The organism is Pseudomonas sp. Z1-14 (assembly GCF_051132005.1).
In the GTDB taxonomy this organism is placed as follows: Bacteria; Pseudomonadota; Gammaproteobacteria; order Pseudomonadales; family Pseudomonadaceae; genus Aquipseudomonas.
In genome coordinates, this window is the sequence record NZ_CP071646.1 from 1,522,364 (window position 1) to 1,537,541 (window position 15,178).

18 protein-coding genes and 1 pseudogene are annotated in these 15,178 nt (G+C 54.1%); 12 read left to right on the forward strand and 7 right to left on the reverse strand.

Annotated elements, in window-relative coordinates; translation table 11 throughout:
• Positions 1-174: 174 nt before the first annotated feature.
• From J3P89_RS07160 to J3P89_RS07205, 10 genes and pseudogenes are all read left to right on the forward strand, one after another.
• A pseudogene (locus tag J3P89_RS07160) lies at positions 175-3,187 on the forward strand (DUF637 domain-containing protein); the annotation flags it as partial.
• 3 nt (positions 3,188-3,190) lie between these two features.
• On the forward strand, positions 3,191-3,559 hold the full coding sequence (locus J3P89_RS07165) for an immunity 8 family protein (RefSeq protein ID WP_434697114.1): 369 nt from the start codon (positions 3,191-3,193) through the stop codon (positions 3,557-3,559).
• A 174-nt stretch (positions 3,560-3,733) separates the two neighbouring features.
• Entirely contained in the window at positions 3,734-4,636 is a 903-nt protein-coding gene (locus tag J3P89_RS07170; protein WP_434697115.1) for a hypothetical protein, read from the forward strand.
• A gap of 2 nt (positions 4,637-4,638) precedes the next feature.
• Positions 4,639-4,911, forward strand: coding sequence for a hypothetical protein (locus J3P89_RS07175; protein ID WP_434572520.1), 273 nt, complete (start codon positions 4,639-4,641; stop codon positions 4,909-4,911).
• A gap of 223 nt (positions 4,912-5,134) precedes the next feature.
• Positions 5,135-5,371, forward strand: coding sequence for a transposase (locus J3P89_RS07180; RefSeq protein WP_434697956.1), 237 nt, complete (start codon positions 5,135-5,137; stop codon positions 5,369-5,371).
• 42 nt (positions 5,372-5,413) lie between these two features.
• On the forward strand, positions 5,414-6,226 hold the full coding sequence (locus tag J3P89_RS07185; protein ID WP_434697957.1) for a transposase: 813 nt from the start codon (positions 5,414-5,416) through the stop codon (positions 6,224-6,226).
• Positions 6,227-6,503: 277 nt separating this feature from the next.
• Positions 6,504-6,878 (forward strand): hypothetical protein, encoded by a 375-nt coding sequence (locus J3P89_RS07190; RefSeq protein WP_434697117.1) that lies wholly within the window; start codon positions 6,504-6,506, stop codon positions 6,876-6,878.
• A 1-nt stretch (position 6,879) separates the two neighbouring features.
• Complete coding sequence (locus J3P89_RS07195) at positions 6,880-7,410, forward strand: contact-dependent growth inhibition system immunity protein (RefSeq protein ID WP_434697118.1); 531 nt, start codon at positions 6,880-6,882, stop codon at positions 7,408-7,410.
• Positions 7,411-7,602: 192 nt separating this feature from the next.
• Positions 7,603-8,304, forward strand: coding sequence for a transposase (locus J3P89_RS07200; RefSeq protein WP_434697120.1), 702 nt, complete (start codon positions 7,603-7,605; stop codon positions 8,302-8,304).
• 64 nt (positions 8,305-8,368) lie between these two features.
• Positions 8,369-8,689: a colicin gene (locus tag J3P89_RS07205; RefSeq protein WP_434697122.1), complete on the forward strand. Its 321-nt coding sequence runs from the start codon at positions 8,369-8,371 to the stop codon at positions 8,687-8,689.
• Between the two features lie 545 nt (positions 8,690-9,234).
• Here J3P89_RS07205 and J3P89_RS07210 read toward each other — a convergent pair.
• The 4 genes from J3P89_RS07210 to J3P89_RS07225 all read right to left on the reverse strand — a co-directional run bounded on the left by J3P89_RS07210 (position 9,235) and on the right by J3P89_RS07225 (position 11,177).
• Positions 9,235-9,534 (reverse strand): addiction module antidote protein, encoded by a 300-nt coding sequence (locus J3P89_RS07210; protein WP_434601507.1) that lies wholly within the window; start codon positions 9,532-9,534, stop codon positions 9,235-9,237.
• Positions 9,527-9,829 carry a type II toxin-antitoxin system RelE/ParE family toxin gene (locus tag J3P89_RS07215; RefSeq protein WP_434601506.1) on the reverse strand — a complete coding sequence of 101 codons (303 nt, stop codon included), beginning with the start codon at positions 9,827-9,829 and terminating at the stop codon, positions 9,527-9,529. Before J3P89_RS07215 ends, J3P89_RS07210 begins: the two co-directional genes overlap by 8 nt.
• A gap of 102 nt (positions 9,830-9,931) precedes the next feature.
• Complete coding sequence (locus J3P89_RS07220) at positions 9,932-10,204, reverse strand: hypothetical protein (RefSeq protein WP_434697124.1); 273 nt, start codon at positions 10,202-10,204, stop codon at positions 9,932-9,934.
• Positions 10,205-10,445: 241 nt separating this feature from the next.
• The gene (locus J3P89_RS07225; RefSeq protein ID WP_434697125.1) at positions 10,446-11,177 is read right to left on the reverse strand and encodes a DUF899 domain-containing protein; all 732 of its coding nucleotides are present in this window, start codon (positions 11,175-11,177) and stop codon (positions 10,446-10,448) included.
• A gap of 182 nt (positions 11,178-11,359) precedes the next feature.
• Between J3P89_RS07225 and J3P89_RS07230 the strand changes: the two genes are divergently transcribed.
• Positions 11,360-11,752 carry a transcriptional regulator gene (locus J3P89_RS07230; RefSeq protein ID WP_434697126.1) on the forward strand — a complete coding sequence of 131 codons (393 nt, stop codon included), beginning with the start codon at positions 11,360-11,362 and terminating at the stop codon, positions 11,750-11,752.
• A gap of 126 nt (positions 11,753-11,878) precedes the next feature.
• Here J3P89_RS07230 and J3P89_RS07235 read toward each other — a convergent pair whose 3' ends face one another.
• From J3P89_RS07235 to J3P89_RS07245, 3 genes are all read right to left on the reverse strand, one after another.
• On the reverse strand, positions 11,879-12,745 hold the full coding sequence (locus J3P89_RS07235; RefSeq protein ID WP_434697127.1) for a DUF6279 family lipoprotein: 867 nt from the start codon (positions 12,743-12,745) through the stop codon (positions 11,879-11,881).
• 80 nt (positions 12,746-12,825) lie between these two features.
• A complete protein-coding gene (locus J3P89_RS07240; RefSeq protein WP_434572544.1) occupies positions 12,826-13,536 on the reverse strand; it encodes a TorF family putative porin in 711 nt (236 codons plus the stop codon).
• A 197-nt stretch (positions 13,537-13,733) separates the two neighbouring features.
• Positions 13,734-13,922 (reverse strand): hypothetical protein, encoded by a 189-nt coding sequence (locus J3P89_RS07245; protein ID WP_018607615.1) that lies wholly within the window; start codon positions 13,920-13,922, stop codon positions 13,734-13,736.
• 318 nt (positions 13,923-14,240) lie between these two features.
• Between J3P89_RS07245 and J3P89_RS07250 the strand changes: the two genes are divergently transcribed.
• Positions 14,241-15,077, forward strand: coding sequence for a CvfB family protein (locus tag J3P89_RS07250; protein WP_434572546.1), 837 nt, complete (start codon positions 14,241-14,243; stop codon positions 15,075-15,077).
• Positions 15,078-15,178 lie beyond the last annotated feature (101 nt).

Sequence of the window (15,178 nt, forward strand, 5' to 3'; positions counted from 1 at the left end):
GCAAGAACCCCTGCAATGTAGCAGGAGCTTTTGCACTTCATTCAATCGAGTCGCCAAACCCGAGTCGCCATGTGGACGACGCAGGGACTATAGGCCTCATTTTCCCAATGCCACAAGGCACCGGTTTCCGAGGTTTGCGTAGGAATTTTAGGCAGGGACTGAAGACAGACAGCCGCCATCACCTCCGAACAAGTCGCCGCCCTGACCCACGACATCGTCTGGATGGAAAACGTCGAGGTCAACGGCGAGCAAGTCCTCACGCCGGTCCTGTACCTGGCCAACGCCAACAACCGCCTGGCCGCCAACGGCGCGTTGATCCAGGGCCAGGACGTGACCCTGATCGCCGGCAAGGACCTGAGCAACGCCGGCACCCTGCGCGCCAGCAACAACCTCTCGGCCACCGCCGCCAACGACCTGACCAACAGCGGCCTGATGGAGGCCGGCAACCGCCTCGACCTGCTGGCCGGCAACGACCTGACCAACAAGGCCGGCGGCATCATCGCCGGGCGCGACGTGTCGCTCACCACGGCGCGGGGCGACGTGGTCAACGAACGCACGGTGACCAACTACGACGACAAGAACGGCGCCTGGTCATGGTCGATGGGTTTTGCCGACAGCGCCGCCCGGATCGAGGCCGGCAACAACCTGAGCATCGACGCCGGACGCGACTTCAACACCATCGGCAGCATCGTGCGCAGCGGCAACGACCTGACCCTCGAAGCCGGCCGCGACGTGAACATCGTCTCGGCGCAGAAAGCCGACCGCATCACCGACCACGGCGATCACGATGACTCGGCGATCAAACAGCTCGCTTCCGAAGTGACGGCAGGCCGGGACCTGGATGTCACGGCCGGTCGCAACTTGACAGCCATCGCCAGCGAACTCGAAGCCAAGCGCGACGTAGGCATGAGCGCCGGCGGCGACATGACGTTGGCGTCGGCGGCGGATGAAGTGCATTCGTACAACAAAGGCTCAAGCGTCACCCGCAAGGAAGACCACGTCAGCCAGGTCGCCACCACCGTGAAAGCCGGCGGCGACGTCGTGCTGGGCGCCGGCAACGACATGACCCTGATCGCCAGCCGCATCAGCGCCGCGAACGAAGCGTATCTGGTGGCGCAGAACAAACTGCAACTGCTGGCCGCACAGAACTCCGTATGACATGGAAAAGAAGGGCGGTTGGGGGAGCAAGAAGACTCAGCGCGATGAAGTGACGGATGTGAAGAACATCGGGAGCGAGATCAGCGCTGGGGGGGATTTGACGTTGGTCAGTGGGGGTGATCAGCGGTATCAGGTGGCGAAACTGGAGAGTGGTGGGGATATTTCGCTCGACAGTGGTGGTTCGATTACTTTCGAAGCTTTGAAGGATTTGCATGACGAGAGCCATCTGAAAAGTGATGGTGATGCTTTCTGGACATCGTCGAAGGGGAAAGGCAATACCGACGAGACGTTGCGTCAGACGCAGATGATTGCCAAAGGCAACATCATGATCAACGCCGTCGATGGCCTCCAAATCGACGTCAAGCAAGTCAATCAGGAAACGGTCAGCCAATCCATCGATGCGATGGTCAAAGCGGATCCGAAACTGGCCTGGCTGAAAGAAGCAGAAGCGCGGGGTGACGTCGACTGGCGGCAAGTGAAGGAGATTCACGAGTCGTTCAAGTACAGCAATTCCGGGCTGGGGCCTGCTTCGCAACTCATTATTGCCATTTTGATGTCGGTCGTCATGGGGCCGGCAGGGCTGGGCATAGTGAGTGCTAGTGCCGGCGGCGTCGTTGCTACCAGTCTGGCGACTACAGCGGTCACCAGCACTATCAACAACAAAGGCGACCTGGGTGCTGCGCTTAAGGAAACGTTTAGTTCGGATAGCCTGAAGGGGGCTGCTATAGCCGGGGTCACCGCTGGCGTACTTAATTACGCAGACGCCAATTGGTTCGCCGCTGCATCGCAAGGTCAAAAATTCGCCAACCTGCTGACCAGTACTAATTTCACTGATATCGCTATCCGGGCGGGGGGCCGGGCGGTGCTCTCTAGCGGTATCTCAACCGCAATCGGTGGCGGCAGTTTTGGCGACAATCTGGGTTCGGCACTGTTGGGGGAGGCCGGCAGTGTGGCGATGGCCACTGGGTTCAAATGGGTTGGCGATACCATCAAGTTCCCCGATGGCGGCCTTCAGAAAATCGTTGCACACGCGATCATGGGAGGGTTGCTGGCTGAGCTAACGGGGAGTGATTTCAAGACAGGGGCGGTGGCCGCTGGTTTGAATGAAGCGCTCATTCCCGGCATGACCAAAATTGCAAACGGGAACGAGGAGCTGCAAGTTGCGCTATCGCAGCTGACGGGGTTGTTGGCGGCAGCCGCGGTCGGAGGCGATCTGGATACAGGCTCCAAGATCGCCGAGAACGCGACTACCTTCAACTATCTGTTTCACGCGGAGCTGGTCGAAAGAGAACAAAAACTGAATGCTTGCACAACGCAAGCCGAATGCCAGTCCATCCGGGATTATTACAACAACCTTGACATTGTTCGGAACAAGGAGTTTGGGCAGTACTATCGTCAGAACCCAACGGGTTGCGCGAGCGTTACGCAGCAGTTGGCAGATGAAGTGCCTGCTAATGACAAATTTCTGAAAGAGGTTAGGGGCTCTGGTAGCAAAAATAGTTTTGTGCATTCGATACAGCTTTGGCTGTCTGCACAGAATAACCAGCAAGCCATTAATACCGGCATTGTAGAAAAGTCTCGGTCTGAAAACGGCGAGGTGGTGGGGCTGCTGACGGACGTGGCTTTGGATGCGCTGTATCCTGGGGCGGATCTGTTCTCATCGACTGCTGGGGGGAAGGGTGCTACAGCTGGGGTTAAGCTTGGGGTTATAGGTGATGGTCCAAAAGGCGCAAGCGATTGGGCAAAATTGAGTGGCCAACTCACTGAGGCTACGAAAGGGAAAGGTAATTTCGGCATTGGTTCAGGGACCAGAGAGCAAGCAGATGTTATGGGAAAAGCTTGGGTTGGTAATGGGTATAAAGTAGCTAGTGACGGAAAAACTTTGGTTAGTCAAGATGGTTTGAGGCAGTATAGGCCACCTACTTACAAACCAAATCGGCAGGAAACCCAGGCTAATTTTGAGCAAAGGTTTCCAGGTCAGGAAACAAAGAAGTGGCAGTCAAATGCTCACTTAGATATTACGGATTAAACTATGAATGCAGAGTTAAAACGGGTTCATAGCCCCGACATTTATAATCTTGAAAGTTACCATCCTGAATGCTCGGATAATTTTGGCTTCCTCCTGCAAGCGATGATTGGGCCGGCAGGTGAGGACGGTGAGGAGTCTTTTGAGATTGAGGTTTGCACTCCAAAATGGATTGAAAAGAACCTTGGAGAAGGGGATGTTCTAATTGGAATGCATTACCTTATTGTTCGTGAGTACAACTATAAAAAAATTGTTCAGGCAATTGAAAAGTTCTTGTTGGGTTGTTCGGGAGCGAGCTGGAGCGAAGTTGCAAAAAAAGTATCAAGATTAGGTTTTTGGGAGTTTGAGGCCTATGAAGATGGAGCTCCTGAGTAATGGATAAAAGGATAAAAGGTGATAAAAGTGTGATAAAAGGGGACAGATTTATTTTCTGAGCAAAAAGTAGCAAAAAGGGGACCGCAAAAAGGGGACGGATTTATTTTCGAGGAAAACGGTGCGTATTTCCCTCTGGCGACCAGCAGATGCTCCGCATCCTGAACCTGATTTGCAGTGAAGGAAAATAAATCCGTCCCCTTTTATACACAAGTTGACGCTACCGAAAACGCGCGGTTGCAGGCACTTGTGAACAGTTTCCCCCCGGGCAACCCTGAAGGTCAGCATCTTGCGCAAGACTTGTTAACGGCGACCAAAAGCATCCGAGGTTTGGCTGCTCAGAACACGACACTTACGTGGGGTGATGGCCGCACAATCGTCGCCAATGGCTCCGAGGTGCATGCGTTTCAGTCGACGACGGCTCAGTTCGTTGATCCGAATTTATTTAATACGGATTCTTTGTGGTCCCGGACCGAGACTGGCAAGGTCCCTGAAACTTGGAAGAAGCAATTTGGCGAGGAGAGCGCTACCACTTACCTGAGAGAAATTGCTGGGGTTTCCAGCAGCCGGGACGAGTTCAACGATTTGGTGCAAAGGGTTTCAACCATCGTTGGCGGTGGGATCAAAAGCGTCACTTGGGATCTGGAAGCTGCGCTTGCATTTACGGGGGCGCCTGCGGTATTAAGGGCGTTGCTGGCTAGGCGGCTTGCTGCGGCTGGTGGTGCTGATATTGTGGTGGTGGGGGCAAAAGCAACTGGTCCGGTAGATAAGCTTCCACCTCTACGGCAAGCATATGTCGATGAAGTTAATAGTTTGTCAGAGATTAGTCTCAGTATGCGCGCAGCGGGTGCAACACCAGAGCAAGTCGCTCGCCAACTCCATCAGACACGCCGTGAGTTAGGTGTTCAATATAAGGATCTAACACCACCTGATAAGCTTGCAGAGATTTATGAGCGAAACTTGCGAGTATACGGGGACAAACTTGGGCCATCCATTGATTGGCTGAGAGCTAAAGGCAAAAGCTGGGAGCAGATAACTGAGTCTGCAAGTCGTTCAGGCGGGAAGGATTTAGGTTTTTAAATATGAGTGATGAATTTACATCAATAGTACTGGGTGATGAATACGATGCGGTGTTGCGTAACGCCCTACACATTGTTTTAGTCAGGCTTGGTGCTGTAGGACTTGATAAGTCATGGGCGGTTGGAGGCTCTCAAGAAATTGAAGTCGCAGAGGTTGAGTTGATGGGTGGTAAAGTTAAAATTGAGTCAGAAACATTCGTAGGTCTTACTATATTCGGGCCTGAGTTTATTATTGATAAAATAGTCGATAAAGTGCGTCAGGAACTTTCTCTGTAAGTAAGGTCTGAAGTAAGCCAATTTTAAATGACCTGAGTTGATCTGGCACCGGCCTTGCGCCGGTGTTTTGCACCCTGTCTGCACCCTTCCTATACCTATCCTGTAGTCCTCTTGCACTCAAGCTGAAGGGAAAAAGGGGACAAGGGAAAAAGGGGACAGATTGATTTTCTGAGCCTTTGCTACGCTGAAAGCTTCCATGGAGGAGAGATCAAATATGCCCAGGATGGGACGTATTGTTTTGCCGAATTATCCACACCATATCGTGCAGCGCGGCCAAACCGTCAGGTGGTTTTTGCGGCTCCCGAGGATTATCAACGCTACCTGGCGGATCTGTGCGAGCATCAAGGATGCTTTTGGAGTTAGGGTCTATGCCTATTGTTTGATGACCAATCATGTCCATCTGCTGCTGGCGCCGGGTGAGTCGGTCGAAAGGATAAAAGGGGACAGATTTATTTTCTGAGCCTTTGCTACGCTGAAAGCTTCCATGGAGGAGAGATCAAATATGCCCAGGATAGGACGTATTGTTTTGCCGAATTATCCACACCATATCGTGCAGCGCGGCCATAACCGTCAGGTGGTTTTTGCGGCTCCCGAGGATTATCAACGCTACCTGGCGGATCTGCGCGAGCTCAAGGATGCTTTTGGAGTTAGGGTCTATGCCTATTGTTTGATGACCAATCATGTCCATCTGCTGCTGGCCCCGGGTGAGTCGGTCGCTGGGTTGGGGCAGATGATGAAGGCTTTAGCGGCACGTGCCACGCGTTACCGCAACCGGCTGGAAGGGCGCTCCGGTACGCTGTGGGAAAGCCGTTACAAATCCAGTGTCGTGCAGTCAGATGCTTATCTCCTTGCCTGTTGTCGTTACATAGAATTGAATCCTGTACGCGCTCAAATGGTGGCCGACGTAGCAGATTACCAATGGTCGAGCTACGGAAGCCGGTTGGGTGATGGGCCTGACAGCGGATGGCTGGATGTCGATCCCTGCTTCGTTGCTCTAGGCGCTACGACTGTGGAGCGGCGTCGTAGATATAAGGCTTTCGTGCATGAGGCCATACCTACAGAGCAGGTCCGATTGATCCGTGATGCATTGCAGCGAGGTCAGTTGACCGGGACAGGGCGCTTCGTTGATGAGGTAGAGCGAATTGTTGGTATTCGGGTAGAACAACGAGGTCAGGGGCGGCCAAGGGGGAAGAACGGAAAATACATCTGTCCCCTTTTTGTAATACGGATTCTTTGTGGTCCCGGACCGAGACTGGCAAGGTCCCTGAAACTTGGAAGAAGCAATTTGGCGAGGAGAGCGCTACCGCTTACTTGAGGGAAATTGCTGGGGTTTCCAGTAGCAGGGACGAGTTCAACGATTTGGTGCAAAGGGTTTCAACCATCGTTGGCGGTGGGATCAAAAGCGTCACTTGGGATCTGGAAGCTGCGCTTGCAGCTACGGGGGCGCCTGCGGTATTAAGGGCGTTGCTGGCTAGGCGGCTTGCTGCGGCTGGTGGTGCTGATACGGTGCTGGTGGGTGCAAAGCAACTGGCGGGGCGGTAGACCGTGCTACTACTGGGAGTGAGTGGGGTAAAGGTATCCAAGGGCAGAGCATGCCTTGGGAGGATTACCTTGGGACGCAACTGCCAGCTGGCTCTCGACTACCGCCAAACTTCAAAACGTTTGATTTTTTTGATAGAGCGACCGGTGTTGCGACTAGTGCAAAAACACTTGATACGACCACTGCGGCTAAAATGGCCAATCCAAGTCAGGTTTATTCGTCGCTCAAAGGAAATATTGATACCGCCGCAGGGTTTACTGAGTACGGTTTGAAAGACATAACAGTATCCTCTAGTCAAATTACTAGTCGTGAATTGCAAGTGGCAGTTCCAAAGGCTACGACGAGTGCTCAGTGGGATCAAATTAATAGAGCTATTGAGTACGGTCAGAGCAAAGGCGTTACGGTGAAAATTACCAAGGTAGATTAAGATGAGTGATGTCGTAAAAACAGCTTGGGCAGATGCGAAAATTAATAAAGATTTTATTTCCGTAAAAACTTTTTCTGGCTATCGAAGTAGCCAAGCAGATCCGCAAGGTGTGGAGCATTTTTTCAGCCCTGACGCTGCCGATAAAGAGCTAGGCCTTGCTGTGCTTGACGCCTTGGCTCATAGCCGATTTGTGCTTCCCGAGCCGCGAAAGGATGTTTGGATTCATCCTGAAGCTACTTTTGATATGGAACTCTACGACTACAACCTGACCAATCAACGATATGATCAATGGGTTGGCAGCACTTTGGAACGCTATGGCTACAAGACCAAGCGTGCATTATTTAAAGATATGAAAAAATGCAGTATCGAAAGTAAGAGAGGACAGATAACTATTCGCCCTAGCCATCACGAAAAGCTAGAAGCCTGGAGTGGCAAGGGCGTAAGTGAGAGTGACTATGTCATTATCCCCTGTGGTAGTTGCCCTTCTGATGTAGGTGCTGCGTTGCGCTTGGCTTTTAGTCGGTGCACTTAATGTGTAGAAGTTTCGAGTTGATCTGGCACCGGCCTTGCGCCGGTGTTGTTTTTTCCGCTTACTGCAAAACCTCCCGTCCTTCACTGCTCGCCTTGGTCGTGGCCTGAGCGATCAGGGCATCGGAGAAAAGGGGACAGATTTATTTTCTGAACCTTTGCTACGCTGAAAGCTTCCACGGAGGAGAGGTCAAATATGCCCAGGATGGGACGTATTGTTTTGCCGAATTATCCACACCATATCGTGCAGCGCGGCCATAACCGTCAGGTGGTTTTTGCGGCTCCCGAGGATTATCAACGCTACCTGGCGGATCTGCGCGAGCTCAAGGATGCTTTTGGAGTTAGGGTCTACGCCTATTGTTTGATGACCAATCATGTCCATCTGCTGCTGGCCCCGGGTGAGTCGATCGCTGGGTTGGGGCAGATGATGAAGGCTTTAGCGGCACGTGCCACACGTTACCGCAATCGGCTGGAAGGGCGCTCCGGTACGCTATGGGAAAGCCGTTACAAATCCAGTGTCGTGCAGTCAGATGCTTATCTCCTTGCCTGTTGTCGTTACATAGAATTGAATCCTGTACGCGCTCAAATGGTGGCCGACGTAGCAGATTACCAATGGTCGAGCTACGGAAGCCGGTTGGGTGATGGGCCTGACAGCGGATGGCTGGATGTCGATCCCTGCTTCGTTGCTCTAGGCGCTACGACTGTGGATCGGCGTCGTAGATATAAGGCTTTCGTGCATGAGGCCATACCTACAGAGCAGGTCCGATTGATCCGTGATGCATTGCAGCGAGGTCAGTTGACCGGGACAGGGCGCTTCGTTGATGAAGTAGAGCGAATTGTTGGTATTCGGGTAGAACAACGAGGTCAGGGGCGGCCAAGGGGGAAGAACGGAAAATAAATCTGTCCCCTTTTTTCCCACTATGGGAAAAATGGTGCCCATATTGTTCCAGCGAGGAACTGAGATGCTATTCGCGAAAAAATTGCCGGATTGGCTCGTGGCGTGCTTCCGCGTTGCGCTACTTGGCGAGATATACCCTAATATTAGAGCCATCGCCGTCGGATATCATAATAGTGGTTCTGTGTTAATTCGATACTATCTTGATCGTCAGCCAACAGACTTTGATTTGGAGAGCCTAGAGGTTGTAGCTACAAATTTAGATGCGCTGGGAGGGAAAGAGCAGGCGATCAAAAAAATTGATATCCAGTGCGTGCATGCGGAGGGTGCTAAGCGAGATTTAGATCCGATTAGTGGATTTTTATACTCTAGGCGAGAGCACGAATAAAATGGTGCAAAGGGGACTGTCGGAGAAAAGGGGACCGGAGAAAAGAGGACGGATTTATTTAACGCAGTTTTGCTTTTTTGGTGGTCCTTTTTTTTGGCCACCTTCTGCGAAAATATCGGCTTTCGTGGAGTGCAATGATAAGCAGCTAGAGTTTGAGAAGGTAGGTGATATAAATATTTTTTTCCATATTTGTGTGTGTATTTTAAGGGTGGGAGTGAGCCGTTTATGGATATTGGAATATCTGAGAAGGGGGTTATTGAATTTAACTTTTATTCGAGTAAGAGAAATGTAGTTCTAAACATGTATCAGTGGAGTGAGCTATCTGAACGTGCTCAGCTTTTTCTAAAAGCTGAATTGCAGAATAAAGAATTCGAGTAATAAAAAAAAGGAAAAAGAGGGCAGATTTTATTTTTCTCGTGACTAGCGGAGCGCTCCACATCTCGATCTGCTTTGCAGTGTGATGAAGCGGAGTGATCAGGCCCTGGTTGATTGTGTAGGGGCAAAGCTGATCGGAAAATAAATCTGTCCCCTTTTTTCCTTTTTTTTCACGACCCCGTATGCGTGTGTGGCCGAGCCGTCATGTCGACGCCAAGTGCCTTCATGACCGCCAGCATTGTTTTCAGAGTGGGATTACCATGTTCGCTAAAGGAGCGGTATAGCTGTTCGCGCGACAGGCCCGTTTCCCTGGCCAACTCGGTCATCCCCTTGGCTCGTGCGACGACTCCCATCGCTTTGGCGATATAACTTGCATCGCCGGTTTCCAAGGCATCGCTTATGAACTCCGCGATGGCCTCGGGAGTGCAGAGGTATTCTGCTGGGTCGAATTCGGTAAAAATCTCAGTCATTTTGTGCTCTCCACGCCTGCATTATCTGGTGGGCGGTTTCAATGTCGCGGCTCTGACTGCCCTTGTCACCCCCGCAGAGCAGAATCACCAGCATGTCGCCCTGCCGGTAGAAATACACCCTGTAGCCAGGCCCATAGTGAATTCGTAGCTCACTGATACCATGGCCGACTGGAGCGACATCGCCGGGTAAACCCTCTATCAGTCGATTGATCCGTGAGGTGATACGAGCTCTACCGGTGTCATCCTTAAGCTTTTTCAGCCAGGATCGGAATTTGCTGGATTCGATCTTCTTCATAAAATGTAGTCTATAAAATACAGAAAAAGCAAGGCTGCATATTTAGCAGCAAGCGTGAGCCCATAATGTGAAACGGGCGACCCCGAAGGTCGCCCGTTTTCGTTACCCGGCAGCCTGCGCCCGCAACCGTATTCCGATCACATCCATCACGTCACATCCATCGCGCAGAGAAATCGTCAACAGCTTGCAAAAGTCGGATAGCACGACGGTATCGGAGCTGATTTCTGAGCGGAACGCGATATTTTCCAGGACTTGGGTTACGCAGCGGATGCGATAGTCGGCAGTTTCAAAGAGAACGTCGAGTGGGGCTTCGGTGTCGATGAGCAGGGTGGCGGGTGTGCAGTCGACGCCGGTGATGGGCATGTATCTGGTCATAGCAAGAGCCTCGGAGGTTGATGAGTCTCTCTGTTGATTCGGGTCACCAAACCCGGTCGCTATTTTGGGCGACGAAGGACTATAGGCCGACCTTCTCCATCGCCACAAGACACCATTTTCCGAGCTTCATGTAGGGCGTTTCGCTTGGCATTTTTCGGCTTAAAGCAGGCGACTGCTGCGCAGTCGAGCGGGAGCAAGCTCCCTCGCCACGGGATCGCGCTCGACTGGGGTGGTTGGCGCTTCAGCCATGGCAGCAGCCGTGGGGCTTGGCTTCCTGGTATTTATCGTGATGGCGCACCCAGTCCATGATTTCGTCTTCGTTGCGGCCCTTTGGCGTGAGGTCGAGGTAGTTGTAGGTACCGACCAGGATGTCGAGGCCGCGGGCGTAGGTGGAGTAGGTGTGGAATATGTCGCCGGCTTCGTTGCGATAGAAGACGCTCAGGCCTGGGAGTTCGCTTTCGGCGCTGTCGGTTTTTTCGTAGTTGTAGGTGGCTGTTCCGGCGGCGCTGTCTTGTGAGTTGAAGCTGACGCCGAAATCGTGGTTGAAGTCGCAGCCTGCCGATGAGACCCAGTCGAAGGCCCAGCCCATGCGCCGTTTGAACGGCTGGAATTCGGCGAACGGGGCGTGGGAGACGGCCACGACGGCGACGTCGTGGTGGGCCAGGTGTTGGTTGGCGCCGTCGATGTGGTCGGACAGGAACGAGCAACCCTGACAGCCCTCGGTCCAGCCGGGGCCGAACATGAAGTGGTAGATGATCAGTTGGCTGCGGCCGCCGAACAGGTCGGCCAGGCTCAGTTCGCCGTGAGGGCCTTGGAAGCGGTAGGATTTTTCGACTTTTACCCAGGGCAGCGCGCGGCGTTCGGCGCTGAGTTTGTCCCGTTCGCGGGTGAACGCTTTCTCGTGGGCGAGGTGTTCGCGGCGGGCGGCGAGCCAGGCTTCCCGCGAGACGACCTGATGGTGCTCGATGTTCATGGGGCTTCTCCTCAGAGACTCATTGATCGACGATTGCAACGGCTAGTCGTCTGGCGGCCGGCGGATTCGACAATCCGTTGGTCGGCGTGGGAAAGACGCCGCCGGTAAACCCGGCTGAACGGCGCCGCACCGCCTCGGTCACAAACTGAGTAGGCATCTCACTCTCTAGAGGATGGACCAGGATGACGACTTACAACTGGGACTTGATCGAACGGTTGCTGCACGAAGTGCAAAACGGCGCCGGCCACAGTTTTACCCCTCGGCCCTATGCGGAGCAGTACGCGGCGGAAAAGGCGGCTCTGGGCGAGGACATCGAGAACCTCGATGATCTGAAAGCGGTTGCCGGGGAGTATGAAAAACTGCTGCTGGAGCGGGGGTACATCGAGCCGCGGCCGGAGGAAGAGGGCGGCAATGGCGAGAATTTTGTGCTGACGCCACGTGGCTCGCGGTTGTTGAGCCTGATCGACAGCAGCATTCCGGGTAATGATCATCCGCGCCAGGTGCTGGATGAGCAGGAAGATGCGCTGGATGAGTTTACTTTTGATGATCTGGCTTCGAAGGCGGAGATTGCCTGATGGGATTCACCCATTCTCCTGTGGGAGCGAGCCTGCTCGCGAAAGGGGCCTGACAGTCAAAGACAAGTTGTCTGTCAGATTGCTTTCGCGAGCAGGCTCGCTCCCACATGGGATGTGTGGTGGGCTTCAGGGCTGTGCTGCTTTCAGGCACTTCAGATCGCTGAAATCCTTCTTCACCCCGTCAATCTTCTTCAACAGCTGTTCACGCTGCGTCGGGGTGCTCTGTGCCATCAGGTCCACCAACAGACTGCGGGCCTGGGCTTCGGTTTTGTTGTAGGCCTCGCGGTAGGCGGGCGTCCACAGACTTTCCCGGTTCACCAGTAGTTGCTCGATGCGTTTCGGGAAGTCGGGGCTGTGGCGCTGGGCGACGGCTTCGCTGAACTGGTTCTGCCAGTGGGCGCGGTTGGCGATCCATTGCTGGTTCTGATCGCCAAGCGCGGTCGACCAGGCTTGTACGCGTTGGCGCTGGGCGTCGTTGAGCAGGCCGATCCAGTCGTTCAGGCGTTTTTCCATGCGCTCGGCGCGTTCCTTGATCTGTTGTTGCAAGGTCGGCTTGAGGTAGTCCCGCTGGCGTTTGCGTTGATCCTTGATGAATGCGGAGTCCATGTCGGCCACTTGGTCATCGCTCAAGCCTTGTAACAGTTCGGTGGCCGATGGGGTGATTTCCCGGGCGGTTTCGGCGATGGCGGCCTTGGCTTCGCGGGTGCGTTGCTGCAGGGCTTCGTCGGTCACCTGGTCGGTCTGCACCATGGTTTTGAGGCGATCGAGCCAATCCAGGTAGCCGGGCAACTGCGTGGTGCAATGCCAGCTCAGGTGCTCCTTGAGGCGGTCGTTGAACCAGTCTTTCTGCTCGCCGTTGATCTCCAGGTAATCGTTGAGCGTCCAGGGGATGATCAAGTCGAGGTTGCGGTAGGCCAGGCCGACGCGGCTGCAAGCGGTGAGTGTCAGCAGCAGGGCGATGAACATGGCGGTGCGTGTTAACCAGCGCGACATGAGCGAGTCCTTGCGAAGGCGGAGGTGCTTTGTTTGAGCATGGCAGGCGCGCGGCAGTTCAGCCGATTAATAAGTAACGCTTAGTAAAAAGGATGGGCCATCTTGAGGGTCAGCAAGCTGTCGCATTCGCTGTTGTGGCCGGAGTAGGCGGAGCAACTGCTGCCGCTGAGGCTTGAGTCGCTGTAGATCAGGTCCAGGTCGATGCCTTTCCATGGGCGGGAGATTTTCAACGACCAGTCACTGAAGCTGCTTACGTAGCCGTTATCCACGGAAACCGGCGAGTTGAGCTGGTGGGTGGTGTATTTGGCGCTGATGCCAATGCCGAACGGCACGTTGCCGCCCAGGTCGGCGAACAGGGTGCTGTTCTGTTTGTCCGGATCGTTGCTCAAGGCGGCGCCGAAGCGGCTGCCGAGCAGGGTCAGGCCGCCGTAGAATTCCTGGCTGTCGAGAGTATCGACGGTAGGGTAGCTGTAGTGGATCAAGCCGACTTCGTAGCCCAGGGTCTGGTCGAAGGGCTGTTTGAAACCCATGTAGGAATCGATCTCAAGGTCGGCGGATACGCCGGCGCTGGGTGACCACTGGCCGACGTACCAACCGCTGTCATGACTCAGGTCCAGGCCACCGTGGAACGAGCCGGTGCTCGACGGCGTGACCAGGCCTTGGGCCATGCTGCGGCTGGGTGTGGTGCCGAGTTTGAGATCGAAGTCGCCGAGCTCGCGCTGGAACACCTGCCCATAAGAAGCGGGGCAAGCGAGCAGGCTGAACGTCAGCAGGACAACAGGAATGCGCATGCTTCACTCCATGAATAGCGAGGAGCAGGGAATCGTAACCAAGCTGAAACGCTTGAGCTAGAGAGGTGCAAGCATACCGGCGAATACCCGGCAGCGATGGCCGTTCGTCGATTTATGCGTGAAGGGGATCAAGCGGGGGAGGTTCCAGTCCAAGCGCTTCGAGATTCAAAGCGCTTTGGGACCAGGTGAAACGGGGATTACTTCTTGCCCAGGCTGATCTGCTTGGACGGACCGAAGGTCTGGCCGCTGACACCTTTGGCAATCTGCTGGATTTCACCGCCGGACTTGAGGAACGCAGCGATCTGGTCGTTGATCGACTCGCTGGTTTCAACGGCTGGAGCTGGCTTTGCTTTGCTGTTGGATGCTTTTACGCGCATGACGGCCATTAACCTATGGATAATTAATTGGGCCAGGCATCGTACAGGAAATACTTGACAATTGCTTGGTAAATATCCCTCCGGAATATAGCGCAGCGAGGCCGGAAATATTACCGATTTATGTACGTTTATCGCCCTAAGCCACTGTTTTAAATAACAACCTTTGACGTGGTTCGGGCTCGAAATGGGGCGATTCGCCCTAGCCGGCGTCTGACGAATGGCCGCTCCCTCAGTGAAAACCCAGGAAAATCAATGGCTGCACCGGCGACCACGAATCACGCGGCAAAACCGGGTAGAATGCCGCCCACGTAATGAGGGTATCTGGAAATGGCTTTAGTCGGGCGTTACAACAGTTTGCAAGTGGTTAAGCACACCAACTTCGGTTTATATCTGGACGGCGGTGCGGACGGCGAAATCCTGCTGCCCAACCGATATATCCCCAAGGATATTCCGAGTGAAGATGAAGACTGGCTCAATGTTTTCATTTATCTCGACAGCGACGACAAACTGATCGCTACCACGGAAAAACCGAAAGTCCAGGTGGGCGAGTTCGCCAGCCTGAAAGTGGTTGAGGTCAACAGCATCGGCGTGTTCCTGGATTGGGGCCTGCCCAAGGATCTGCTGCTGCCGTACTCCGAAGAAAAACGCCAGATGACCGCCGGCGAATACTGCGTGGTGCACGTCTACCTCGACAAACACACCCGCCGCATCACCGCAACGGCGCGCCTGGACCGTTATCTGGACAAGACTCCGGCCAACTATACGCCTGGGCAGGAAGTCGATCTGCTGGTTGCCGAAGCCACTGACATGGGCTTCAAGGCAATCATCAACAACAAGCATTGGGGCTTGATCCACAAGAACGAAATCTTCAAGTTCATGCGCGCCGGCATGCAGGAGAAGGGGTTCATCAAGGAAATCCGCCCGGACGGCAAGATCAGCCTGAGCTTGCAGCCAGTGGGCCAGGAAGCGGCGACCAGCCTCAATGCGAAGATCCTCGCCAAGTTGCGCGACAACAACGGCACGCTGCCGGTCAGCGACAAGAGCGACCCGGCGCTGATCAGCAGCCTGTTCGGCGTGAGCAAGGGCAACTTCAAGAAGGCCATTGGTGCGCTGTACAAGAACGGGCAGATTGTCATTCATGCGGATCGTATTGAGTTGGCCTGATCGCACTACTGGGCTTGTGACCTGTGGGCTTCTGGGCTCTTGATCTCGTGGGCTCGTGGGCTTTTTATCTCGTGGCGAGGGAGCTTGCTCCCGCTGGCCCG

Excerpts from the sequence above, each read along its gene's own strand:
- J3P89_RS07200 (WP_434697120.1), top strand. The coding sequence starts at position 7,603 with ATGCCCAGGATGGGACGTATTGTTTTGCCGAATTATCCACACCATATC.
- J3P89_RS07235 (WP_434697127.1), bottom strand. The coding sequence starts at position 12,745 with ATGTCGCGCTGGTTAACACGCACCGCCATGTTCATCGCCCTGCTGCTG.
- J3P89_RS07165 (WP_434697114.1), top strand. The coding sequence starts at position 3,191 with ATGAATGCAGAGTTAAAACGGGTTCATAGCCCCGACATTTATAATCTT.
- J3P89_RS07230 (WP_434697126.1), top strand. The coding sequence starts at position 11,360 with ATGACGACTTACAACTGGGACTTGATCGAACGGTTGCTGCACGAAGTG.
- J3P89_RS07180 (WP_434697956.1), top strand. The coding sequence starts at position 5,135 with ATGGGACGTATTGTTTTGCCGAATTATCCACACCATATCGTGCAGCGC.
- J3P89_RS07215 (WP_434601506.1), bottom strand. The coding sequence starts at position 9,829 with ATGAAGAAGATCGAATCCAGCAAATTCCGATCCTGGCTGAAAAAGCTT.
- J3P89_RS07250 (WP_434572546.1), top strand. The coding sequence starts at position 14,241 with ATGGCTTTAGTCGGGCGTTACAACAGTTTGCAAGTGGTTAAGCACACC.
- J3P89_RS07210 (WP_434601507.1), bottom strand. The coding sequence starts at position 9,534 with ATGACTGAGATTTTTACCGAATTCGACCCAGCAGAATACCTCTGCACT.
- J3P89_RS07175 (WP_434572520.1), top strand. The coding sequence starts at position 4,639 with ATGAGTGATGAATTTACATCAATAGTACTGGGTGATGAATACGATGCG.
- J3P89_RS07185 (WP_434697957.1), top strand. The coding sequence starts at position 5,414 with ATGCCCAGGATAGGACGTATTGTTTTGCCGAATTATCCACACCATATC.
- J3P89_RS07240 (WP_434572544.1), bottom strand. The coding sequence starts at position 13,536 with ATGCGCATTCCTGTTGTCCTGCTGACGTTCAGCCTGCTCGCTTGCCCC.
- J3P89_RS07195 (WP_434697118.1), top strand. The coding sequence starts at position 6,880 with ATGAGTGATGTCGTAAAAACAGCTTGGGCAGATGCGAAAATTAATAAA.
- J3P89_RS07245 (WP_018607615.1), bottom strand. The coding sequence starts at position 13,922 with ATGGCCGTCATGCGCGTAAAAGCATCCAACAGCAAAGCAAAGCCAGCT.
- J3P89_RS07220 (WP_434697124.1), bottom strand. The coding sequence starts at position 10,204 with ATGACCAGATACATGCCCATCACCGGCGTCGACTGCACACCCGCCACC.
- J3P89_RS07225 (WP_434697125.1), bottom strand. The coding sequence starts at position 11,177 with ATGAACATCGAGCACCATCAGGTCGTCTCGCGGGAAGCCTGGCTCGCC.
- J3P89_RS07190 (WP_434697117.1), top strand. The coding sequence starts at position 6,504 with ATGCCTTGGGAGGATTACCTTGGGACGCAACTGCCAGCTGGCTCTCGA.
- J3P89_RS07205 (WP_434697122.1), top strand. The coding sequence starts at position 8,369 with ATGCTATTCGCGAAAAAATTGCCGGATTGGCTCGTGGCGTGCTTCCGC.